Below are 22488 nucleotides of genomic sequence, written 5' to 3'. Positions count from 1 at the left end.
GCATTTCAACCATTCACGCTCTGAAGCCCCTTCCCCCACAAGATATTTTACTAATAGCCTGCTCCGGGCACTGCCTAGGGCCGCTCGCTGAGCAGGCCCAGCATGCGCCGCACCACACGATTCTTGTTGACCGTAAAATCCATGCTGTCCTGCCGTTGCCAGAAACGCTCGCGGCGCGGATTTTTCAGCATTGCCAGAAAGGTGTTGCGAATTCTGCCGTCGCCCACGCGGTCCATAATGCCCACAAAGGCAAAACCGTGACGTGGCCGGGCAAAGGTATGGCGCGCCTCGCGCTCGTGCGTGGCCAGCACAAGGGCAGGCACACGCATATGGGCCAGTTCGTAGACCGTGCGCCCGGCGGAACAGATGGCGAGATCCGCGCCTTCCATCATGCGGCTCATGACATTGGTGGCCCAGGTGAAAGTCACCAGCGGATTATCCAGTTTTTTCAGATGCGCCTCCATGGCGTCCTTGTGGGCGTAGCCCGGTCCGGCAACCAGCCGGATGGCAATATCGTAGGCGCGGCAGACAGGCTCGATGATGTCCAGCACCCGGCGCGAGCAGTCATGCTGGTCTGTGCCGCCAAAGGTGATGAGTACGGTTTTCACCTCGGGGCGGAAAGGATTGCGGGCCGCATTGACAAATTCGTCACGCAGGCAGAAAAAATCCGGCCCGCTGCACAGGCGGTCGGTACTTTCTCCCTCGTACAGGGCATTAACCACAAGACGCGCCAGAGAAGCTCCCGGCCCTTCGTCTTCAAAGTTCACGCAGCGCACCCCTGCCGCGGCAAGGCGCTTCATATAGGCCGTGGTCGTATTGAGAATGTCATTGACCACCAGGTCAGGTCCCAGGGCCAGCACGGTGTCTGCCAGGTCTTCCTGGCCCTGACGGACAATCCGGTAATCCTTGCGGGCAACACTTTCTACGGCCAGCTCGCTTTCACGGGTGCAGACAAAGCTTACCCGGTGGCTTGTGATCTCGTGCGCCAGCATGAGCGCCCGGAACACATGCCCCATGCCGATGGCGGGCCAGCCCGCCACCACAAAGACCACATGCCGCCGCTCAAGCAGGCGTTCGCATATCCACCAGTCCTGATAACCCTGTATTTCAATGGCCCTGTCGTTGAGAAAATAGGGAATGATGCGCCCGCGCCCCTGGTTGCTGTTCCGGCCCAGCAGGCGTGACAGGCGCAGCATGATGAGTGCGCGGCTCTCGACCACAAGGGTTTTTTCGCCCTTGTGGTCCGCATCATCGTCCAGCAGGTCTTCAAGGCCGTCGCCCTGCATGTTCCAGATGCGCTGACGCACGCTTTTCACGGTTACAAGGCTGTCGGCGTCCGCCTCGCGGTATCTTTTCCAGGCGTCTTCCACATCCACCCAGGTCAAGAGCGGACAGGAAGCGCGCAGGATAATGCAGTGTTCATACTGCTCCGCCAGTTCTTCCAGCAGCACACGCATTTCGCTCACGATATCCAGCGTGGTAAAGCGCATGTCCTTGTTGCGACGAAAGCCCACGCCCGCGCGTTCGCAGATGAGGGATATTTCCTGACTGTCGGTAAGCACCACGATATCTTCGCCGGGCAGAACGCCCCGCGCCGTATTGATGGCCCGCTGCACAAGCGTCACCCCAGCCAGCTTTTTGACAAGCTGATCAGGGATGACGGCATTTTTTTTGATGGCCGGTATGACAATACAGCGTTCTTTCACGATATTTCCGGATATGTCATGCGCTGGGCGCGGCACCTGTCATGAGCGGCCGCCAGCGGCGGCGGGCGGCGTAGGTCTGCGCCCCGTTCAAAATGGCGCCGCCCGGCTAACACAGCGGCGCAGGCCAGGCCAGTACCCTTGAGTACCATTCCCGGCCCACGCCGTTATTTCTGACGCGGCCGGACGGCAGATACGCCGCCTTAGCGCAGGCTCGCCAGTACCTCGCGGGTGGAAGCGAGCATATAGTCAAATTCTTCCCCGGTCAGCCAGTGCTGGAAGGGGAAAGAAATCATAGTGTCAAAGAACAGGTCCGCATTGGGGCAACAGGCCTCGCCCATGCCCAGGCGGCGGTAATAGTCGTACCTGTCCAGCGGGATATACTGCACCACGCATTTGACGCCCTTTTCATTGAACATGGCGCGCATGAAGCGATCCCGCGCCTCCACGCCCGTGGTCATGCGGGCCGCAAGCAGATGGTAGTTGTGGCGGGGGCTGTCGACCCGATGGAATTCCAGTTCGGGAAAGTCCGCCAGGGCATCAATGAAGGCCAGGGCGCGGCGGCGCTTCTGCCCGTTGATCTCGTCAATACGTTCCAGCAGCTTGGTTCCGAGGGCGCATTCCACTTCGCCCAGGCAGTAGTTGTTGGGCGGCACCATGCGGCCGTCGATAAAGGGCATGTCCACATTGCCCATGGCGGGCTTCCAGTAATCGGGGCGCTCAAAATCAAAGGCGCAATGCCCGTTGTGGCGCAGGGTGGGAACCATGCCCGCCAGCTTGGGGTCGCGCACATACAGCATGCCGCCTTCGCCCAGGGTGGTCAGGTTTTTGTGCGAGTGGAACGAGAAGACCCCCATATCCCCGAAGGCTCCGGCCTTGATGCCGTTTACTTCGGCCCCTATGGCCTGGGCGGCGTCCTCGATGAGGATAAGGCCGCGTTCCTTGCACAGGGCGGCAATGGCGGGCATGTCGGCCACATAGCCGTAAAGGTGCACGACCACCACGGCCCTGGTACGCGGGGTAAGCACTTTTTCAATGCTTTCGGCGGTGACCACGCGGCTGTGCAGGTCCACATCGGCCCAGACAAGCCTGGCCCCCTTCTTGATGTAGGGATAGGCCGAGGCCGTGAAGGTATGGGAGGGAATGACCACCTCGTCGCCTTCATTGAACAGGCAGAGCTGCGCTGAAAGTTCCAGGGCGGAGCAGCCGTTCATGGTGGTAAAGCAGGTTCCCTGCGGCACCCCCTGGTACTCTGCGAACCTGCTCTCAAACCGGCGCATGTGATGCCCCTGGGTAAGGGGATCGGCGTTGCGCATGGCCTCGACAACCACGGCTATTTCTTCTTCGGTGTACCTGATGGCACGTCCGCTGAAATTGACCTTGATATCCATGGGACTCCTCATAAAGCAGTTTGCGCTTGAAATTGTCGCGTCACAGCGGGCAAGGCCCGGACGCGCCAGTCCTGCAACCGTTGCTGCGCGCGTTCCGCATGTCAGGCATCGGCTGTTGCGGGGTATTTCCCAAAGCCGGAAGAATCTGGCGCCGCGTTGCATCGGCATACCCGTGAAACAGAGACTGCCACAGGCAGAATGCCCCGCAAAGCGGCCGCATGTGGGGACGCTTAGCGACAGATGCCCCGAAAGAGCCTGACGGCGGCGGAGCCTCGCCCACGCCGCCGACAGACTGTATGATCTTGACGATCCGGCGCTGTCTGCGCCTACATGCTTCTGAAACGCCCGATGACGTTCTCCTTGGTGAGGATTTTTTTGAAATCCGGGCCAAGGCGGTTGGAAAGCGGCTTTTCATGCACAATGCTGGCCCCGTAGAGCGCATCGTACTGCGCATCGGTAAGGCCCTGGCAGATACCCTTGGGCAGGTCAATGCCCTGCCGCTCCATCATGAGCATGAATTCCTTATACTGTTCGGGATATATATCTTCCTGCACAGACAGCGAATAACAGTTGGCGATGCCGTGGCGCATATGCAGCACCATGCTCAGCCCGGCGGAAATGGGATGCACCACGCCCACAAAGCCGGCAGCCATACCGCCGAGGTAGGAAGCGATCATCATCTTTTCGCGGTTTTCTTCGCTCATCATGTCTTGCGAAAGGAAAATCTGCTTGCAGAGATCAATGGCCTTTTCAGCCAGAGAATCAACAACCACGTTACGGTAAGAGCCGGTGATGCTCTCAAAGCAGTGCATGTAGGTGTCGATGCCGGTGTAGAAGTACTGGTTGCGGGGCACGCTGGCTGTGAGGTCGGGGTCCATCAGCACCTGGTCGAACATGGTAAAGTCGCTGTTCATGCCCAGCTTGATGTTTTTTTCCTCATTGCAGATGATCCCGGTGCGCGAGGTTTCAGACCCGGTTCCCGACAGGGTGGGTACGGCGATCTTGTAGGGCGCGGGATTTTTTACAAGGTCCCAGCCCTGATAGTCTTCAGCCTTGCCGGGGTTGGTGAGCAGATTGCCCACGCACTTGCAGGTATCAAGCACACAGCCGCCGCCAAGGGCCACTAGGGCGCACGGCTCCGCGCCGTTCAAAAATGTTTTCACCTGGGCGGTATAGCCGTCCACGCTGTCAGTGGTCGGCTCTCCGGTGGTGTCGATATAGAGCACCATGTCGCCGCTTTCCACAGGCAGCTTTCCCGCCAGGTCCTTGCCCTGGAAAAAGTGATCCAGAAAGAAGACAGCAGGGCCGGACACGGCCTTGCGGCGCGGAGCCATAAGATCGCCGAGCTGGCTCAGGCTGCCCTGGCCAATCATATAATAACCGACATTTTTTGCATTACGGTACATAGTTGCCCTCACAGTATGGCATAGGATTTCCGGGCCATACGCTATAGCCGCAGGTCTGGCAAGCGATGCCGCAAAGCGGCGCGCGGCGCGGACCGGCGGGTGTTACAACACAGGTCAGTCTCTCTTGTCGGGCACGGCCCGCTGCCCCGGCCGCATGGCGGCCGGTTTCTTTTCGCCACCCTGCTCACGGGCAGGATTTGAGGCCAGCCTGGCCCAGGCCGCATCGGGACCGTCCGCCCCGCCGCTGCTGGCGGCCACTCTGCCAGAAGCACCTCCAGATGCGTCGGAGGGCATATTCTGCCCCTGTTGGTCCGCTCCCTGAACCGGCGTTCCGCCTTCCAGCGGGTCCGGTCCGAAACGGTTGGTGCCGACGGTTCCCGGCCGGGCATAAACAATGATAAGCCACAGGCCGCTCAGCCCGGCCAGCATGATGCACATATATGCGGATGTGCCGAAGTCAAGGTGTACCGCAGCCCCGCCGAGCAGGGCCAGGCTCACGGGAGCCACCTGCACCCAGCCGGAAAGATTGGCGTCATGCAGGCGGCGGGCGGTTACGGCAAAGTGCGGCAGCAGCAGCACCGCCGTGACCACACGGGCAGCCATGACCCCCTCCTGGGGGGCGGCATTGGTGACCATGCCAAGCCCGGTGTTGACGATGGCCCCGAAGAGCACAAACCACCAGAACTCCGCCCGCCGGGCGCGGCCCCTGAAGTCGCAGTATTTTTGCAGCAGGCAGATTTTCACTGCGGTTTTAAAATCCATGCGTGCTCCTTGCAGGCCTTATGGCGGGTCGAGGTCTCCTGCCCCCTCCGCCGGAGGGGGCAGGGCAAAAATATCAGAAAACGGATCAGGCCGTGCGTTGCCGCCACGACTGCACCGTGTTCACAAGCAGCATGGCAATGGTCATCGGTCCCACACCGCCGGGTACGGGCGTGATGGCCGCGGCCTTTTTACTGACACTTTCATAGTCCGCATCGCCGCACAGGCCATCGTCGCTGCGGTTGATGCCCACGTCAATGACCACTGCGCCCTGGCGCACCATGTCGCCGGTAATGAGGCGGGGCCTGCCCACGGCAAGGAACAGAAAATCGGCCTTGCGGCACTCTTCAGCCAGGTCGGGGGTGCGCGAATGGCAGATGGTAACAGTGGCGTCGCCAAACTCACCGGAACGGGTCAGCAGCAGGGCAAGCGGTTTGCCCACAATGTCCGACCGGCCCACCACCACGGCCTTTTTACCCCTGGTGGGCAGGTTGTAGCGGCGCAGCAGCTCCATAACACCGGCAGGCGTGCAGGAAACAAAGCCCGGCAGGCCCAGTGAAAGGCGTCCTACGTTTTCGGGATGAAAGCCGTCCACGTCCTTGGCGGGATCAATAGCCAGCAGGCAGGCCTGGGCGTCAAGCCCGCGGGGCAGGGGCAGCTGCAGCAAAATGCCGTCCACATCGGGGCGCGCATTGCATTCGGCAATCAGGTCCAGCAATTCCTGCTGTCCGGTTTCAGCCGGCAGGCGATAGGCAAAGGAGGTAATACCCACCTCGGTGCAGGCTTTTTCCTTGTTGCGCACGTATACCTGCGAGGCCGGATCCTCGCCAACCAGAATTACCGCCAGACCGGGGGCGCGGCGTCCTTCGGCCGTGGCTGCGGTCACCTCTGTAGCCAGTTCCGCGCGGATGTCCTGCGCGGTCTTTTTGCCGTCAATTATTAGCATGGCTTACTCCATGTATTTTTTTCTTGGCCCGCAGGAGGGCAACAACGTATAGTCATGCGATGTTAGCAGTATAGACTGCCCCGGCTTCAAGCTCAAGGGCGCATGCCTCACTTTTCACAGCCGCAACAGCATCCCGCGACGTGCCGCCATTACGCCAAAGCCCGCGTCTGCCGATGGCGGACGCGGGCTTTGGTTCTAGTAGTATCCGGTCAGTACCGGGGCCTGCCTGAAAGCGCTGCCGGGAGTATCCCGGCCCGGGCGGATGCGGCCTCTGGCGGCAGCACGCCGCTTTGCGACGGGGCATGGACCGGCACAGCGCGAACAGGCATTTCCGGCAGAACCGGCCTTATTCTTCTGTACTCAGCGAATAGTATTCCGCCAGCATGGGACCGAAAAACTCGGCATCGTCGCCCAGTTCTTCTTCAATGCGCAGCAGCTGGTTGTACTTGGACATACGCTCGGAACGACACAGGGACCCGGTTTTGATCTGCCCGGAGTTGACGCCCACGGCCAGGTCCGCAATGAAACTGTCTTCCGTTTCGCCGGAACGGTGCGAAATAACGGTGGTATAGGCAGCTTCCTTAGCCATTTCAATGGTATCCAGCGTTTCTGTGACTGTGCCGATCTGGTTGAGCTTGATGAGGATGGAGTTCGCCACGCCCTCGGCAATGCCCTCGGCCAGAATGGAGGGATTGGTCACAAAAACGTCGTCGCCCACAAGCTGTACATGATCACCCAGGCTGGCGGTCAGCATGCCCCAGCCGTCCCAATCGCTTTCGGCCATGCCGTCTTCAATGGATATAAGGGGGTACTTGCGGGTGAATTCGGCCATCCACTCGCTCAGTTCGGCACTGTTGAAGGTTTTGCCTTCTCCGGCAAGAACGTATTTACCGTCCTTGTAGAATTCGCTGGAGGCGGCATCAATAGCCAGCGCCACCTCGGTGCCGGGATTATAGCCCGCTTCTTCGATCGCCTTGATGATGTAAGCGAAGGCCTCATCGTGATTCTTGAGGTTGGGGGCAAAGCCGCCCTCATCACCCACGCTGGTGACGTGCCCGTCCTTTTTAAGAATGGCCTGCAGCATGTGGAAGATTTCTGTCCCCATACGCAGCGAATCGCGAAAGGTCATGGCCCCCACGGGCATGATCATGAATTCCTGGATATCCAGGTTGTTGGGAGCATGCGCCCCGCCATTGATGATGTTCATCATGGGCGCTGGCAGCACCTTGGCGTTGATGCCGCCGAGGTACTTGTACAGGGGCAGCCCCAGAAAGGACGCCGCCACCCTGGCGCAGGCCATGGACACGCCAAGCATGGCATTGGCCCCGAGCCGGGACTTGTTGTCCGTGCCGTCCAGGTCGATAAGGGTATTGTCTATCTGCACCTGACGCAGCGAATCCATGCCAAGCAGGGCGTCGGCGATCTCGCTGTTCACATGGTCCACGGCCTTGGTGACGCCCTTGCCGCAGTACCGTGCTTTGTCGCCATCACGCATTTCCAGAGCTTCGCGGCTGCCGGTGGACGCCCCGGAAGGCACAGCGGCCCGCGCTCTGAGCCCGGATTCCAGGGTCACTTCCACCTCGACGGTGGGATTACCGCGCGAATCCAGAATTTCACGGCCAAATACCGAGGCAATGCTGCTCATGTGTGGCTCCTTTGCCCTCTTGGGCTTGTTTTCAATCAGTCAATATGACGCATCTGCGAATCAGCGCATTGTACCGCTGGGAATGGACATTTAAAAATTTTTGCAGCATCCGCTGCGGCCCTCAGGCACCCGGACAATCCGGCCTCTGGCCTTTTGCGCCCTACAGTTGCTGGCGCAAGACCGCTCCATGCACCGATGCGCACAGGTTGCCTTTGCGCAATGCCGCCGCACGCCGGACAAAACCGGAAACAACAGGCCGTACACGCCCGCAGCATATCAGAACGCCGTGCGCTCTTCATAGTACAGGCGGCGTAAACCCTCAAGCAGCAAGGCGGGCAACACATGGTCGAAGACCGGACTTACCCTGGCGATGGACGCCGCAAAACCTCCGGTTCCCAGCACCCTGGCAGGACCGGGCAACTGCCGCTTGAGGCGCTGCGCAAGCCCTTCAACCATGCAGGCAAAACCGAAAACCAGTCCGTGCTGTATGCTGGTGGCCGTACTGCGCCCCGGGGTCGGTTCATCGGCCCGTACGTCCAGGTTGACCCTGGGCAGCTTGGCCGCCTCACGCGAAAGGGCGCTTAACGCTGTACGCGGGCCGGGAAAAATCAGGCCGCCCATATAGGCGTTGCCGTTAACACAGTCAATGGTCACCGCCGTGCCGAAATCAACCACTAGCAGGCCGGGAAATTCCGGATACAGACGGCGGGCCGCGTAGGCTCCCACCAGCCTGTCGGCCCCGACCTCGGCCGGGCGCTCATAGCGGTTTTCAAGCGGCACGGACAAATCAGCGCCAACGCGATACAGGGGGCAGTCCACATAGCGGGCCACTGCCTCGCGCAACAGCGGATCAAAGCCCGGAACCACCGAAGAAGCCACGCAGGCCCGCAGGCTCTGCGGCGTAACGCCCGCGTGCCCGAGCAGGGTCGCAAGCTTCAGCCCCAGGTCATCCGCCGTCTGCCCCGCATCGGTGCGCAATGTGTAGGAAGTGACCACCTGCCGCTCATGCGCCAGTCCGATTTTGATGGAAGTATTGCCGATATCAAAAAGCAGAAGTTCGGGCTGCATGGGAGTCCTCCACATGGAGCTGAAGGTTTCAACCCGCTGATTATGCTCAATCGGGCCGCTCCAGGCAAGCGCCCGGACATGGCATGGCCCGGACATACGCATGGCATCCGGCATGACATCCGGGCGAAACACACGGCGTGACCGATATCTGCGCATGCGCCAGAATCGCGGCCTTTATGGCATATAGCCAGAACAGCCCGTGCCGCCGCGCGCGCTGCGGATTCTACGGCGCGGGCACTGCAACGCCGGGCGTCTGGTCCGGAGTCTGGCCCTCTTGCAGGAGTCCTTCCGTCGGGGCGTTTTTTTCGCCCGAAACAGCAGAGGCGGAATCCCCCCCGGCAGGTGTGCCGCCCTCATGACGGCGGACAATAAGCCAGCCGGAATTTTCCCACACCACGTTCCCGTATTTTTCCAGCATGGCGCGGTCTTCAGGCCGGTCACAAAACAGCCACGGCAGACCGGACTTCAGCCATACATCCACATAGCCGGCAGGACTTTTCAGGCGCAGTTTCTCATTGGCAAGCCACTGCCGGGCCTGCCCGGGATTTTTATTGTAGTACGGGTGATAGCCGTCCTTGAACGTAAGAAAAAGTCCGCGTTGCGCCATATACCTTACACCCAGATCGCCAGAATTGCTGAAGACGGTATCCCCGGGAGCAGTTTTTTCCTTGAGGGCCAGCAGGGCCTCGCGGTGGCTGCCGGCACGGACGGCAAAAGTCTCCGCCCGGCTCATATAGGGCATGGGAAGCCCCGTATGCTCGGCTATGCTGTAGAGCGCAGCCACATTTTGCCGGTCGCCGTTACAGAGCAGCATGAGCAGCACCGCAAGAACACAAAGGCCCACGCGCAGCCAGGCTGCCATACGCGGCCAGAACAGGGCCAGCACCCCCACCAGCATGATCCATGCCAGGGGGATAAGGTAGCGCAACCCGCGCACAAACTCATGCGCCATGGGCAAACGCCCCATAGGCGGCGCCAGAAGAGACTCAAGCCATGAAAAGGTGGACACCAGGGCAAGGGCCAGCACAAAAGCCGGGCACATGGCAGCCAGTTGCCGCAGCCGGGGGCTGCCATTGCGCCGGACCACGAGCCAGCTGGCGAAGCCGGCCAGCAGAATCCAGAAGGTGGGCTTGCCCCAGCTTAAAAACAAGGCCAGCCGTTCGGCGAACCGGCCGTAATCCTTGGCCCAGCGCTGCGAAAACAGCTCGTAAAACATCTGGATGTCTGCCGGGCTGAAAGCCTGTTTCTGCCCAAGAGAAGGCCACAGGAACGTCAGCACCGGCACAAAGAAAAATACCAGGCACAGGGCCAGATTACCCAGATGTTTTGTCCAGCTCCAGCCCTCCGGCCTGCAAAAAAAGAACGCCACAAAAAACATGGCGCCGGTATTGAGCGCTCCCAGGCCGTGCACCCACATGCCCAGCCCCGCGGCCAGCATAGCTACAGGACGCCAGAAGGCATGGCGCATGGCGACCACCGCCCCCATGAGCATAAAGGGCCACAGGGCCGCAAAAAACGTGCGTGGCACCGGGTCGGAATGGGTCACGCCCCAGAAGGTTCCCCAACCCACCCATACTGTGACGCTCATGAGCAGAGCCAGAATGAGCGCAGGCCCGGGGCTGCCGTACAGCCACCGCCCCAGCAGATACATGCCCACAAGGTAGGCAAAAATGATAAACGCCCCTGCCAACAGCAGCCCCACGGCATACCGGTCGCCCGGCGTCAGCAGCTCGGCGGCAAACTGCTGCAGATTCCAGAGCGAGTTGGCCGGAGTAACCTCGTGCAGCAAGGGGTCACCGTGAAAATTCTCCGGCAGATGCTCCCCCGCCATAGCAAAGGCGTAGCACGACAGATCGCTGTCCAGCTCGGCGCCATGACCGGAAAGCGCAACGATCCCCTGTGCAACGGCCATGGCATAAAGGGCGGCCAGCACCACAAAAAGCGCGTCAGCCGCCCAGTTTCTGCCGCGCCTGTTTCTGGCGGCAGGGTATAATCCCGTCTTCATATAATTACCAATAATTATAAATTGATACGATGAAGCAAATACTATTGTCTCCTCCTGCAAAAGTAAAGACCCGGCCCGGCTCTGGCAGAACGTGCATCCGTCGCAATACGGTCACCCCCCGGCTTTGGTTATGCGCCCGGGCCATCGTCTTTTTCGAGATAAAGCGTTTGCGTGGGAAAAGCAAAATCCGCACCAAGGCCGTGCACCACCGAAACGATGCCGAGATACACATCGTGCTGCGTTTGCATAAACTGCGCCCAGTTGGTCGTTTTTGCGTAGCAGTAGATCAGGATATTCAGGGATGAAGAGGCAAATTCGTTAAAAACGACAAGGATTTCCTGCCCCTTGTCAATACGCGGCTCATCGTGGAGCATTTTTTTCAGAGCATCGGCAACAGCCTGAATCCTGTCCGCATCCTCATAGCGCAGGCCTATCTGCAGCTTGATACGATAGTTGGCTATGCGCCCCACATTTTCGATGCAAATGGATGAAAAAATATCGTTGGGCACGTACACGGGGTAATGCTCGAATGTCATGATCTTGGACATGCGCCAGCCGATCTCCACCACCGTGCCTTCAATATTGCGATCAGGCGATTTTATCCAGTCGCCGATATTGAAGGGGCGGTCAAAATACAGCATCAGCCCTGAAAAAAAGTTGCCCAAAATATTCTTGCCCGCCAGACCGATGGCAATGCCGCCGATGCCGCCGAACGTCAGCAGTCCGGCAAAGCTTATGCCCATATATTCGCCGAAAAACAGTATGGCGCACAGGCAGATGGAGGCTTTGAGCAGGCGTGACACAATGCGCGCCGAAGTGGCGTCGCCGCTGGTTCTGGCAAGATGATCGCAAAAGCGGTCGATTCCCAGAAAGGATTCACGGATGAGGATAAGAACAATGGCCACATGCTGGAAAATATTGATGTAGCGCGGGTTGATAAAAGTTGCCCCGAACTTGTCCACCAGTTCCCGCGCACAAAGACTTATGGCCATAACAAGGGCGCAGGCAGCGCAAACGCGCGTCAGATGCATGGCCGTATTGGCACTGCGCTTCTGCCCCCGTATGGTGAAATAGAACAGTATGGCCGTTACCACGGCGGCAATGGCGTAGCCATCAGTGAGAAACTCAAATATCTTTTTTTCGTCCATATGGCCTTTCCGCAACAAACACGGGCGCCTAACATGTTTTCATCGCGCCTGGCAGGCTTTTAAGAAGACGGCATTTTTTCAACGCCCCACACGCTCACGCCAAAAAACGCATGGAACGCATTGAACTTTGCGAGCGGAACTTTTCAGTTTTTTACGGTTTCCCTTTCAACGCCCACAGCAGCACAAAGGCAACGGCATGCTCCCACCCAAGGGCAGACGGTCGGTGGAGTCTCAACCGCCATATCGGGCATTTAGGAGTGCAGCAGCCTATCGTTGCGGCGCAGAGGCATCCGCACCGGACGGAAACACAGGGACAGCGGGGTCTGGCCCGACAGTTCCGGTCGTACTGCCGCTGGCTTCACCGGTAGCGGGTGCTTCTGAAAAAGCGCCTTTAAGGCGCGCAGCCAGGTTTCCGGCCACCATTTTGCTCATACTTTGCAGGGCAAAGACCATTATGCCCGATGCCATACGCCCGGGCTGCACCAAACGCCAACCCAGACCGAGCAGAAAGGCGCTCCCCGCGCAGGTCAGGGGGCGCTTGCGCACCAGAGAATACGGATCAAACCCGGCGGCAGCTTCCCGCAGCCGGCGCTTGGCCTCATCTACTGTGGTACTTTCTTGTGTGGCGCTTCCTTGCGAGGACGAGACCACCATAACAACCCCCCGGCAATTCCCGCACAGACCAGCCCCAGAATACACATGACCCAGGCCGGATGCAGGATGAGAGTCAATGCCTGATACAGGGCCGCGACCAGAAAAGCCACAGCCGCAGCCCCAAAAATCAGGCCAAGGACCAGCAGCACGGCCATGCGTACCGTAAGCAGCGTATTACGCTGCAACTGCCGGCCCTCGGCCTCCAAGAGGTCAAAGAAACGGATTATTACTTCAGTAAGGCCGTTCACGCCCGGTACTACTTGCCGTGCCGGAAGAGAAGAGAAATCGCATAGCCGGCCCCAAAGGCCAGCAGCAGGCTGCCCAGAGGGTTCTGGCGTATACGCTCGCTGACGTTTTCAACGCCGTCTCCGCCGGCGGCCAGAGCTCTTTGCAGCTTTTCCGCTGCAAGCTTCTGATATTTTTCAACCTCATCTTCCAGGTTGGCACTCAGAAAGGCCGCGTGATGCGAGGCCTTTTTTTCGGCAGTCTTGGCAAGGCTTTCAATCTGCTTGCGCAGGGCCTGCACTTCTTCTCTCAAGGCATCCATATTTTCTTCGTTCTTCACGCTCATAGTTTTCTCCTTTTCAGGCACCCGGCCTGACAATAGCCGGAAGCGTTTGCACATACCTGACCATAACCGCAACGTATCCCAATAGCCTCAGGCGCGCAACAGCGGGCGCACTGCCGGGCGCGCCACTGCATGACCTGCGCGCATGTTCCGGCGGGGCCGCTTTACACAGCCGCTTTTTCGGACAACAATCAGCAGCAGTATGCAAAAAATCGAGGCGAGGTTTTCATGCAAGACAAGAAAAAAATGGCCGTTATCATTATCATGTCCGCAATTGTTTTCATCATTACCCTGCTGACACAGATGATGCTTGGGCAGCGCGCCCAGGACGAACAGAGCCACACCCCGGCAGCGCAGACCGAAACCGCCCCTGAGGTCACAGCCCCGGCAGAAATCACCGGCACCCTTCCGACAGGCGCCCCCGGCACGTCCGCCGGGCAAACTGCAGAACAGCCAGCAGAGCAGCCCGCCCCGGAGAGCACTCCGGCAGAAACGCCCGCTTCCCAAAGCCGGGAACAGAACAGCACGTCCTAGAATATTTTTACCTTGAAAATGCTCTGGCGGAACGCCCCTGCACCGCAGGCACAACGAAGCAGCGCGCCTCCGGCTGCCTCGGTATACGACACCAAAAGGCCGGGATTTCCCGGCCTTTTGCAGGCAGCCCCGGGCTGCACGGATAACGGATATCGGATGCCGCCCTTCAAAGGGTGCCCCAAAACGCCCTAAAGTGAAATACGGCTGATAACCCCGTGTACGGAATGCAGCGGCAGCTTATAAAACTGCACAAAGGGCGGAGCCAGCTTTTTGATGACCGCGTAGACTTTCCAGACAATGGAACGGGTGAATATGTCCTCGACACCATAGAAGATAGCACGCGGCTTTATGCCCGTTTTTTCCAGCAGTCCGTCAATATCAATATGTTCCATATATCCTGCGGTGACCGTAAATACCTGGATACCGGCAACATGCGTATCTTCAAAGCGGCATTCCAGCCCCTGCGGCTCATATGTGCGTGAAATGCTGAGCATCACGTTGCGCTCGTAAATAATGCCGTTATCAAACATGGTCTTGCAGATATACGGCGAAATGCTGTCCAGGCTACGCAGAAAAAAGATGGCCGTCCCCTTGATGATGTGGCCCTGCCTTCTCAGCTTTGTAAACCTTTCCATAAAGACATCCCGGGGCATGGGCTGCATGCGCTGGTACACGGCCTTCTGCCCCTGCGTGTAAATGAGGATGATCCCCAAGGGTATCATGGCAATGACCAGCGACCAGTAGCCCCCGTGCGGCAGCTTGTAAAAGTTTGCCACCAGATACACCACGTCCAGCGCGCAGATGCCGGCAGCCGTGGCGCACAGCCAGGGGCGGTTTTTCAGGTGAAATATCCAGACCATAAGCATGCCCGTAATGGTCATGGTTCCGGTAACGGCCAGGCCGTAGGCCGCGGCGAGCCTGTGCGACTCCTTGAAGCCCATAATGACCAGCACCACGGCAAGAAACAGGGCCCAGTTTACAGAGCCTATGTAGATCTGCGAGTGCATCTCCCTTGAGGTGTAATCCACCTTGAAAAGAGGCATGATATGCGTGGCCATGCTCTGGTACATGATGGAAAATATGCCGCTTATGAGCGACTGGGACGCAATGATGGTCGCCAGCAGGCTCAGCACCAGAAAGGGGGCGTAGAGCCAGCGGGCCTGGCTGTGAACCATTTCAAAAAGCACGTTGTTCGCGCCCGGATTATGGACGAGAAAGGCCGTCTGCCCCATATAGCACAGCAAAAGTGCGGTAAAGACCATGCCCCAGGCCGCCAGGATGGGCTTGCGCCCCATATGCCCCATATCGGCGTACAGGGCCTCGCCGCCCGTGGCGCACAGGATGACCTCGGACAGCACAAAAAATCCCGCCAGACCGTTGCGCAGCATGAAGTCGATGCCATACCAGGGGTTAACGGCCTTCAGCACCGCCGGAAACTGGCTGAGCGCCGCCAGGCCGGAACAGGCCAGCACACCGAACCACACGGCCATGACAGGGCCAAAAAAAGCGGAAAGCCTGCTGCTGCCGTTCTTCTGGATGGAAAAAAGAAACACGGCCACAAGCAGGGCCAGTACAACAAGCGTACCTTGCGAGACGTCCTCAAGGCCGGGCAGCAGCACCAGCCCTTCCACTGCCGAAAGTATGGTGATGGCCGGAGTAATGACGCCATCCCCCACAAGCAGTGAAACCCCTATAAAAGCCAGCACCGAAGCCACACCTATTTTCTTTCCGGACTGCAACATGGGCCGCAGGATGGAGAGCAGCACAATTGTGCCGCCCTCTCCGGCCTTGCTCAGGCTCATTGCCAGCCAGGCATACTCTACAGTAACAAGCAAAAGCAGTGTCCATATGATGAGCGAAAGAATACCTATAAAGTTTGCCTCGGTTCTTTCTGTCATCATAAAAATGACTGCCAGGGTGTAGATGGGGCTTGTGCCGATATCACCAAATACAAGCCCCAGAGATTTTATCACACTGGCAGGAGATATTTTTTGCGTGTCCATATGCCTCCATCGGAAGCCGGTTCAGGCAGGGCCGCCCACGCATGCCTGCGGACGGCAGAAAGCAGAAAACAGTTATACATACACGGCTGGCATGCCGGAATCACGTTTGCAAAAACGGCAAAAACGACGTTACAGCAAGCGAATATCCGAAAACATGTTTCGAGCAAAGCGAAAAATGCAGCAGAGAACGTGTACCGGCAATGCCCCCGGCAGCCTGGGTGCATCGGTCAGACTGGCCGAACCGGCAGGGTAACGGCCAGCCCGGGTGAGTGGTCTGTCATGCAGAAACCGGCCGAAAAACATCGTGCTATCAACTGTGAGCCGACGCAGCATGCCGCTACGGCCGGGATTCCAGATAGTTTTTCAGGGCCACGGCATTATTGCAATCCTGATCTTTCGCCGCATACAGAAATACTGCCGTGCCGTGAGCCGCAAGAAGCTCCCGCAGCCTGACGAGCGGCGCTCCGGAAGCGTCAAGCTCCGCAGTATAGCGCTTCTGGAATTCGTTCCATTTTCCCCTGTCGTGGGCAAACCATTTGCGCAGCTCACTGGACGGGGCAATATCCTTCAGCCACACGTCCCAGCTGGCAGCGGCCTTTGCAATGCCTCTCGGCCAGATTCGGTCAACCAGAATACGCACGTCGGCATCGGGCAGGCAGTGCTCATATACGCGGTGCAGAATAATGCTCATCACAGACCTCCCTTTTTCGGGCGAAACGGCGGCGAGCCGTAAAAATTGCAGCACCATCGCAGCGGCGGCCTTTGCACGACCCGGAGCACCCGCACTGGTCATGCCTGGGCATACCCGGATATTGCCGGACATTACCGGATATTGCAGGCTCTTCCGGGTATGAACCAGCCCGGACGGTCCCGGGCAATGTGCCTGCGGGCCGCCCTTAGCCTGCGGCCGGACCTTCGCTGCGCCCGATCCGCGCAGCATACAGGCTGACCAGAATGGTCGCGAAAAAGAACGCCGCGCCCGCGTATCCCGTCATGCCCAGCCCAAGCTTGTTGAACACCATACTGCCGATAAACGCACCGCCGCCGATGCCCACGTTGAAAATACCCGAATATATTGATGTGGCGATATCGGCGGAGTGCGCCGCGATTTCAAGTATCCTGCTCTGAAACAGCAGGCCCAGCACCGCCATGCTGCCTCCCCATACAATGCATAGCGGCACGATAAGCAGGATGCTGTCAATGGAAACGTTCAGCACCAGCAGGCAAAGAAAAATTGCCACAGGCGGCACAGTAAAGACGAATTTTGCCCCGTTGCCCACCAGCCGCGCGGCAAGCATGCTGCCCGCAATGCCCGACAGGCCCATAATCAACAAGAACAGCGGCACGGCCCCTTCCGTAAAGCCGCCCACCTGGATGAGCAGGGGCGCCAGATAGGTATAGGCCACAAAATGCCCCGTCACAGCCAGCATGGTCTGCAAATAGAGCAGTGAAAGCTCCTTGTTGCGAAACAGGGCAGGGACGCTTTTGAACGATCCCGTATCCTTGGATTCAAGCGTCGGCAGCAGTCGCCACAAAATCAGCGCAATGCAGAAGGCCATAGCCCCGATGATCAAAAACGCTGCCCGCCAGCCGAAATGCTGGCCGATGACCGTGCTGAACGGAACCCCCAGCACCGTCGCCAGCGAACCGCCTACAATAATGATGGCAAGCCCCTTGGCCTTGAGTGCCGGCGGCGTTACGCGCACCACGATGGGGCTTGCGATTGACCAGAATACGGCGTGAGCGTTTGCCACGCATATGCGGGCAATCATGAGGGTGGTAAAATTGAACGCAAAAGCCGAAAGCACATGGCCCGCAATGAATACGCCAAACAGGCAGAGCAGCAGTTTGCGCCGTTCAAAACGGGCCGTCAGAGCAGTCAGGGGCAGCGACAGCAAGGCCACAACCCAGGCATATACAGCCACAAGAAGCCCGGTGAAGGCCTCTGTTTCGCCGAGGTCCGCGGCAATTTCCGGCAGCAGCCCGATGGGCAGTATCTCGGTGGTAACAAAAATGAAAGCAGCCAGGGCAAGCGTGAAAACAGGAACCCAGAGGCGCCTTCCCTCTGGAGTTTTTATGGTGGTCATAGTCAGTCCTTATATCTGTCTTATGCCCATATGCGGGCAAAATAACGGGGTGCTGCATACGCCCGCCCCCTGCAGAATGCAACGGACGCAGCCGGTCATTTTTTTGTTTCTGAAAGCATCAGGGGCAGGTTTGCAGAAAAGCCATCCAGAAAGGTCGTCTTTTTCAGCGACCGGAAAGCACAGGAAGAATTGGACAGCAAGAAGTGTGGCAGGACCAGCCTTGCCCTGCCGTAGCGGCAGAACACAGGTGCCATATGGCAGACGGCTCCCGGCGGCTTCGATCAGCAGACGAACAGGTCAGCGCTGTAAATCTATCTTAAAAATTCCACAAATCAAACCGGCACACGCATGAGGTATGTTGCCATAGCCGCCTTGCCCCACGCGCAACCGGATCGCATCAATACCGGTCTTTTTGCTGAAATAACAAGCGGTACGGTGTGCATTGGCTATCTGCCCCGCAGCGCAGCGCAAAAAACAGTTTTGGCTTATTTTTATAATATTATCATATAATTATCCATAATGCGCTGCAGGCGGGCGAGTGTAAAAAATGCTTTACTTTACCTGCATGCTCTAATCAAAACGCGTGCACATCCGTTTTTATATATAGAAAACTTGACATTACTTCTGGCAGCTTTTCCAACCAACAGGCTTAACCAGATCCGGAGCACGCGTCATGACCATAAAAAATGCCACATCCTGTATAAATCTGGCCACTATCGCCGCCATTGCCTTTGTTTGCGGCACCCTGCTTCTTTATGCGCAATCAAGCCAGCGTGTAGAAGAAGTGATGGAAACCAAGGCAATTGTCGTCGCCTTGGGTGACGAACTGCGCCAAAGTTCCGTAAGCCTGACAAGAAACGTGCGGATGTATGCTGTTACCGGTGATAAAAAGTATGAAGATGCCTACAATGCCGTTCTTGATGAGCGGTCGGGCAAAATTCCCCGCTTCAGCAACAGGGGCATTTTTCCCAACGAAAAGCACAACCTGCTTGAACTGCTTGCCAAGTATAAGGTAACCGCCGAAGAAATGGCCTATGTTACCGCCGCCAACAATCTTTCAAACAATCTGGTTCCGCTCGAAGTGGAGGCCATGAACCTGGTCAAGGGGCTTTATAAAGATGCTGGCGGCCAGTATACCGTCAAGGGCACACCGGATAAGGAACGCGCCATAAGCATTGTATACGGCAAGGAATATGAATCCCTTGCCAAGCCGATTATGGACAAGATGGATGCTTTTGTGGCCGCCCTTGAAAGCCGGACACGGCAAGAGGTCAACACTGTTGCCGCAAGAAACGACCTGTATGAAATCATCGTCTTTGCCAGCCTGGCCGCTGCCGCAGGCATTTGCCTGGTGTCCATTATCTATTCCAGAAAAAACGTCATCGCGCCCCTTCTGCTCACAACGGACTTTGCCCAGAAGGTGGCGGACGGCGATTTTGACAGCAGCATCGACCCCTCGTCCGCAAACGAAATCGGCACACTGCGAAATGCGCTGAATACAATGGTCGCGGCCAGCAAAAAGTTCATTCGCAATGCCGAATCCGAATCAAAAAGCGCGCGCGAGCAGGCGGAAAAAGCTACACAGGCCATGCGTCAGGCAGACGAAGCCAGCCGGGAAGCGCAGGAAAAAACCGCTGTACTGCTTGAAATAGCGCAACAGCTGGAGCAGGTTGCGTCTGCTGTTTCTTCTGCAGCGGGCCAACTGTCTGCCGAAATAGAACAGGCCGACCGCAGCGCCGGCGAGTCTGCCCAGAGGCTGTCCGAAGCGGCTACCGCCATGAACGAAATGAACGCCACCGTGCAGGAGGTGGCCCGCAACGCCTCCTCAGCCGCCGCCGTCTCTGCGGAAACAAAAGCCAATGCGGAAAACGGGGCCCAAATAGTGCAGAACGCACTTGCAAGCATTGATGAAGTGCACACGGTGTCACTGGCCCTCAAGGACGACATGAGCCGCCTTGATACGCACGCGCAGGCCATCACCCATATTATGAACGTCATCTCGGATATTGCCGACCAGACCAACCTGCTGGCCCTCAATGCCGCCATTGAAGCCGCGCGCGCCGGAGACGCCGGACGGGGCTTCGCCGTAGTGGCAGACGAGGTGCGCAAACTGGCGGAAAAAACCGTGGCTTCAACCAATGATGTGGGCAATGCCATTGCCGCCATCCAGAGCAGTACAGCACAGAGCGTCAAATCTATGGATTCCGCCCTGAAGGCAGTGGACACCGCCACCACGTATGCAGGACAGTCCGGCGATGCCCTGCGCCAGATCGTAAAAAATGTGGAGACCACCGCAGATCAGGTCAGCGCCATCGCCACAGCCAGCGAAGAACAGTCTGCCGCCAGTGAAGAAATCAACCAGTCCATAGTGCATGTAAATGCCATGTCCGGCCAGACGGCGCAGGCAATGGCCGAAGCCAACCACGCGGTCACCAACCTTGCCCAACAGGCCGAACGGCTGACGCAGCTTATCACCAGGATGAAGCAGAACTGACGAAAAAGAGAGTGCGGGTGAGGGAAAAACACGCGCAAAAAAGGGGCGCATGCAGGACGCGGCTTGCACGGATTTTACCGGCAATAGTCCCCACGCCGCAACGTGGTGTGTACTCGTTCAAACTTGATGTACCGGTCATGCCCCCTGACCGTAATTTTAACGGCGCGTGCGCGCTTGAATGGCATTCAAGAGGCCGTCAGTTCAATTCTGTCCAGCTCCACCAGATTTCTTAAAACCCCCGATCATCACACAGATGGTCGGGGGTTTTGTTATTTGACCACTTTAACTTTGAAATGGAAAATGACAACAGTAGCACTCGCAACAGCACTACTCTGGAATAAGTTGGGAAACTAACATTTTAATATTTCAGGGGAACTATCGTTAAGTGTCTAAAATAGCTTGCGATCTTTTAGCGAAATATATCCCTGAGAGCTTGATATCCATCCGTCTTTGTTGAATTTAGAACATCACTAACAGAAATAGCCGTAAAATAATTCCTTATAACAACAATAAAAGCCATCAGGTATAAAGCAATGAAGGATATTACAGATATAATTTTGATAATTAAAAAGTCTGATGCGCAAGTAAGAAAAAAACTTAAAAATGAAGTATAAACAAATGAAAATAAAAACACTGAAGATGTATAGATTATATTTTTTAATGTTTTTACTGAATATGCAAGGCTAAAGCGCTTTAATTTCAAATGTTGTGCAACATGATTTTTGCGGATTATATTTCGAATAGACTCAAGTTTTACTAAAATAAATTGCCTTGAAAAAAGACACAGCAAGTCAAATATGAATTTAGAAACCCAAATAGAAACTGGTGCAATAATAATTACAGCATAAAAAGTAGGTATTCTTAATGGAAGTAAAATGAACTCCTCATCAAGGGGATTTACTAAAAAATCTTTTATTCCAATTTGTAAAACATATTCGAAAATTACACAAAAATATGCAATGAGCATGTCCACAGATATAATCAAAAGTCGCCTATTTTTTAGTATTTTAATTACCGACTCTATCCACATATAAAATATCACCTCTATTCACATCTAATGTTGCATACTCAGCACAAGGCATACCTATTATAGAAATGAACTCATCATCATTAAATTTATTTCGAGCATTATTGAATGAATCTTTATCTACAAATCTAATTTTTTGTTCAGAGTTATTATTGTCAACATTGTAGGCTATAGCGGTCTTTGTTTTTTCATTCATCTCGAATAGCTTCATGTTATATATTACAGGATTTAAGTAATATAAATCATTTGAAAGGTGATATAAGCTTCCAGCCAATTCTTTATTAAAAAAATAATCCCGCGTATTGCCTGTGGTAATAGACAATGTTATAGAGTCATCTGCGTAAGTAGATTTTTTTAAAGGCGTTAATGCAGTTGAGATGTCCCTTGTTAGTGATCTTGCTGCATAGCTTGGTGCAAATCCCCTGGGAGGATCTTGTTTAAATTCTTCAAATGTTTTTGGCTTAATAGCTCCAAGATCGATTTTTTTTGTAACGTCCTGAACTTGTTCAAAGCTCGAATAGTAATCTCGCTTAAACCCTTTGTTGATTATTTCATATGCTGGATCCAATAGTCTTTGAAATGTTTTTGCTATCTGTAATGCAAATTTGCCGTGTTCTATAAAATCAGCAATAAAGCTACCTTCTCGCGTTGATTGAAATAAAAATGTTGTCTTTTCATAGTCATCTTTTGATAATTTTTGATATTTATATACATGAGAGTTTTTTGCTTCGAGGAAAGCCCGGTTTAAAGCACTTTGAATGTTCGTACATAGACATCCTAGCAGGTGCATCGAAATTTTATTTTCTGGTGCCAACCCACCGGCAACTTTGAAGCTTATGCCTACCATGTTAACCTCGGATTACAAAATAATTAATACTGATCGCTAGCAATTGGTCTATAAACTGTCAATATCCCAGCCAAGCTATTTTAGACACTTAACGATAGTTCCCCTGAAATATTAAAATGTTAGTTTCCCGACTTATTCCAGAGTAGTGCTGTTGCGAGTGCTACTGTTGTCATTTTCCATTTCAAAGTTAAAGTGGTCAAATA

General features: G+C 56.0%; 19 protein-coding genes. 2 read left to right on the top strand and 17 right to left on the bottom strand.

Annotation, left to right across the window (positions count from 1 at the left end; translation table 11 throughout):
• Positions 1–74: 74 nt before the first annotated feature.
• From ACZ495_RS12745 to ACZ495_RS12690, 12 genes are all read right to left on the bottom strand, one after another.
• Positions 75–1706 carry a cytidine 5'-phosphate N-acetylneuraminic acid synthetase gene (locus ACZ495_RS12745; protein ID WP_296983114.1) on the bottom strand — a complete coding sequence of 544 codons (1632 nt, stop codon included), beginning with the start codon at positions 1704–1706 and terminating at the stop codon, positions 75–77.
• Positions 1707–1906: 200 nt separating this feature from the next.
• Entirely contained in the window at positions 1907–3094 is a 1188-nt protein-coding gene (locus ACZ495_RS12740) for a DegT/DnrJ/EryC1/StrS family aminotransferase (RefSeq protein ID WP_072311323.1), read from the bottom strand.
• Positions 3095–3420: 326 nt separating this feature from the next.
• On the bottom strand, positions 3421–4500 hold the full coding sequence (locus ACZ495_RS12735; protein ID WP_015939218.1) for an iron-containing alcohol dehydrogenase family protein: 1080 nt from the start codon (positions 4498–4500) through the stop codon (positions 3421–3423).
• Between the two features lie 114 nt (positions 4501–4614).
• Entirely contained in the window at positions 4615–5262 is a 648-nt protein-coding gene (locus ACZ495_RS12730) for a DUF805 domain-containing protein (protein ID WP_394026969.1), read from the bottom strand.
• A gap of 85 nt (positions 5263–5347) precedes the next feature.
• Entirely contained in the window at positions 5348–6205 is an 858-nt protein-coding gene (folD, locus tag ACZ495_RS12725) for a bifunctional methylenetetrahydrofolate dehydrogenase/methenyltetrahydrofolate cyclohydrolase FolD (protein ID WP_015939220.1), read from the bottom strand.
• A 346-nt stretch (positions 6206–6551) separates the two neighbouring features.
• Positions 6552–7850, bottom strand: a complete 1299-nt coding sequence (gene eno, locus ACZ495_RS12720; protein ID WP_464262377.1) for a phosphopyruvate hydratase — start codon at positions 7848–7850, stop codon at positions 6552–6554.
• A gap of 276 nt (positions 7851–8126) precedes the next feature.
• A complete protein-coding gene (locus ACZ495_RS12715; RefSeq protein WP_015939222.1) occupies positions 8127–8918 on the bottom strand; it encodes a type III pantothenate kinase in 792 nt (263 codons plus the stop codon).
• A 223-nt stretch (positions 8919–9141) separates the two neighbouring features.
• Complete coding sequence (locus ACZ495_RS12710) at positions 9142–10923, bottom strand: translation initiation factor 2 (RefSeq protein ID WP_464262376.1); 1782 nt, start codon at positions 10921–10923, stop codon at positions 9142–9144.
• Positions 10924–11051: 128 nt separating this feature from the next.
• Positions 11052–12071 carry a mechanosensitive ion channel family protein gene (locus tag ACZ495_RS12705; RefSeq protein WP_464262375.1) on the bottom strand — a complete coding sequence of 340 codons (1020 nt, stop codon included), beginning with the start codon at positions 12069–12071 and terminating at the stop codon, positions 11052–11054.
• Between the two features lie 267 nt (positions 12072–12338).
• Complete coding sequence (locus ACZ495_RS12700; RefSeq protein ID WP_464262374.1) at positions 12339–12725, bottom strand: hypothetical protein; 387 nt, start codon at positions 12723–12725, stop codon at positions 12339–12341.
• Positions 12674–12973, bottom strand: a complete 300-nt coding sequence (locus tag ACZ495_RS12695; protein ID WP_015939226.1) for a phage holin family protein — start codon at positions 12971–12973, stop codon at positions 12674–12676. The genes ACZ495_RS12700 and ACZ495_RS12695 overlap by 52 nt, the downstream gene beginning before the upstream one ends.
• An 8-nt stretch (positions 12974–12981) precedes the next feature.
• Entirely contained in the window at positions 12982–13296 is a 315-nt protein-coding gene (locus tag ACZ495_RS12690; protein WP_015939227.1) for an ElaB/YgaM/YqjD family protein, read from the bottom strand.
• 225 nt (positions 13297–13521) lie between these two features.
• Between ACZ495_RS12690 and ACZ495_RS12685 the strand changes: the two genes are divergently transcribed.
• Positions 13522–13827, top strand: coding sequence for a hypothetical protein (locus tag ACZ495_RS12685; protein ID WP_015939228.1), 306 nt, complete (start codon positions 13522–13524; stop codon positions 13825–13827).
• A gap of 188 nt (positions 13828–14015) precedes the next feature.
• Here ACZ495_RS12685 and ACZ495_RS12680 read toward each other — a convergent pair whose 3' ends face one another.
• The 3 genes from ACZ495_RS12680 to ACZ495_RS12670 form a co-directional block, all read right to left on the bottom strand.
• Positions 14016–15830, bottom strand: coding sequence for a KUP/HAK/KT family potassium transporter (locus ACZ495_RS12680; RefSeq protein WP_015939229.1), 1815 nt, complete (start codon positions 15828–15830; stop codon positions 14016–14018).
• A 337-nt stretch (positions 15831–16167) separates the two neighbouring features.
• Positions 16168–16521, bottom strand: a complete 354-nt coding sequence (locus ACZ495_RS12675) for a DUF488 domain-containing protein (protein ID WP_015939230.1) — start codon at positions 16519–16521, stop codon at positions 16168–16170.
• Between the two features lie 205 nt (positions 16522–16726).
• Complete coding sequence (locus tag ACZ495_RS12670; protein ID WP_015939231.1) at positions 16727–17917, bottom strand: sugar transporter; 1191 nt, start codon at positions 17915–17917, stop codon at positions 16727–16729.
• A 673-nt stretch (positions 17918–18590) separates the two neighbouring features.
• Here ACZ495_RS12670 and ACZ495_RS12665 point away from each other — a divergent pair.
• Positions 18591–20411, top strand: coding sequence for a methyl-accepting chemotaxis protein (locus tag ACZ495_RS12665; RefSeq protein WP_464262373.1), 1821 nt, complete (start codon positions 18591–18593; stop codon positions 20409–20411).
• A gap of 409 nt (positions 20412–20820) precedes the next feature.
• On the opposite strand, the gene ACZ495_RS12660 is transcribed toward ACZ495_RS12665, so the two are convergent.
• Positions 20821–21384: a hypothetical protein gene (locus ACZ495_RS12660; RefSeq protein ID WP_464262372.1), complete on the bottom strand. Its 564-nt coding sequence runs from the start codon at positions 21382–21384 to the stop codon at positions 20821–20823.
• A gap of 34 nt (positions 21385–21418) precedes the next feature.
• Positions 21419–22285, bottom strand: coding sequence for a hypothetical protein (locus ACZ495_RS12655; RefSeq protein WP_464262371.1), 867 nt, complete (start codon positions 22283–22285; stop codon positions 21419–21421).
• Positions 22286–22488: the final 203 nt, after the last annotated feature.

It is taken from the genome of Desulfovibrio sp. GTC20076, from assembly GCF_055385905.1.
The sequence above is the reverse complement of the archived record's forward strand: the minus strand, read 5'-3'. Positions and strand labels throughout refer to the sequence as shown.

Coding starts and splice junctions, on each gene's coding strand:
- ACZ495_RS12675 (WP_015939230.1), bottom strand. CDS start 16,521: ATGAGCATTATTCTGCACCGCGTATATGAGCACTGCCTGCCCGATGCC.
- ACZ495_RS12715 (WP_015939222.1), bottom strand. CDS start 8,918: ATGCAGCCCGAACTTCTGCTTTTTGATATCGGCAATACTTCCATCAAA.
- ACZ495_RS12655 (WP_464262371.1), bottom strand. CDS start 22,285: ATGGTAGGCATAAGCTTCAAAGTTGCCGGTGGGTTGGCACCAGAAAAT.
- ACZ495_RS12730 (WP_394026969.1), bottom strand. CDS start 5,262: ATGGATTTTAAAACCGCAGTGAAAATCTGCCTGCTGCAAAAATACTGC.
- ACZ495_RS12740 (WP_072311323.1), bottom strand. CDS start 3,094: ATGGATATCAAGGTCAATTTCAGCGGACGTGCCATCAGGTACACCGAA.
- ACZ495_RS12685 (WP_015939228.1), top strand. CDS start 13,522: ATGCAAGACAAGAAAAAAATGGCCGTTATCATTATCATGTCCGCAATT.
- ACZ495_RS12705 (WP_464262375.1), bottom strand. CDS start 12,071: ATGGACGAAAAAAAGATATTTGAGTTTCTCACTGATGGCTACGCCATT.
- eno (WP_464262377.1), bottom strand. CDS start 7,850: ATGAGCAGCATTGCCTCGGTATTTGGCCGTGAAATTCTGGATTCGCGC.
- folD (WP_015939220.1), bottom strand. CDS start 6,205: ATGCTAATAATTGACGGCAAAAAGACCGCGCAGGACATCCGCGCGGAA.
- ACZ495_RS12700 (WP_464262374.1), bottom strand. CDS start 12,725: ATGGTGGTCTCGTCCTCGCAAGGAAGCGCCACACAAGAAAGTACCACA.
- ACZ495_RS12680 (WP_015939229.1), bottom strand. CDS start 15,830: ATGGACACGCAAAAAATATCTCCTGCCAGTGTGATAAAATCTCTGGGG.
- ACZ495_RS12735 (WP_015939218.1), bottom strand. CDS start 4,500: ATGTACCGTAATGCAAAAAATGTCGGTTATTATATGATTGGCCAGGGC.
- ACZ495_RS12665 (WP_464262373.1), top strand. CDS start 18,591: ATGACCATAAAAAATGCCACATCCTGTATAAATCTGGCCACTATCGCC.
- ACZ495_RS12710 (WP_464262376.1), bottom strand. CDS start 10,923: ATGAAGACGGGATTATACCCTGCCGCCAGAAACAGGCGCGGCAGAAAC.
- ACZ495_RS12690 (WP_015939227.1), bottom strand. CDS start 13,296: ATGAGCGTGAAGAACGAAGAAAATATGGATGCCTTGAGAGAAGAAGTG.
- ACZ495_RS12670 (WP_015939231.1), bottom strand. CDS start 17,917: ATGACCACCATAAAAACTCCAGAGGGAAGGCGCCTCTGGGTTCCTGTT.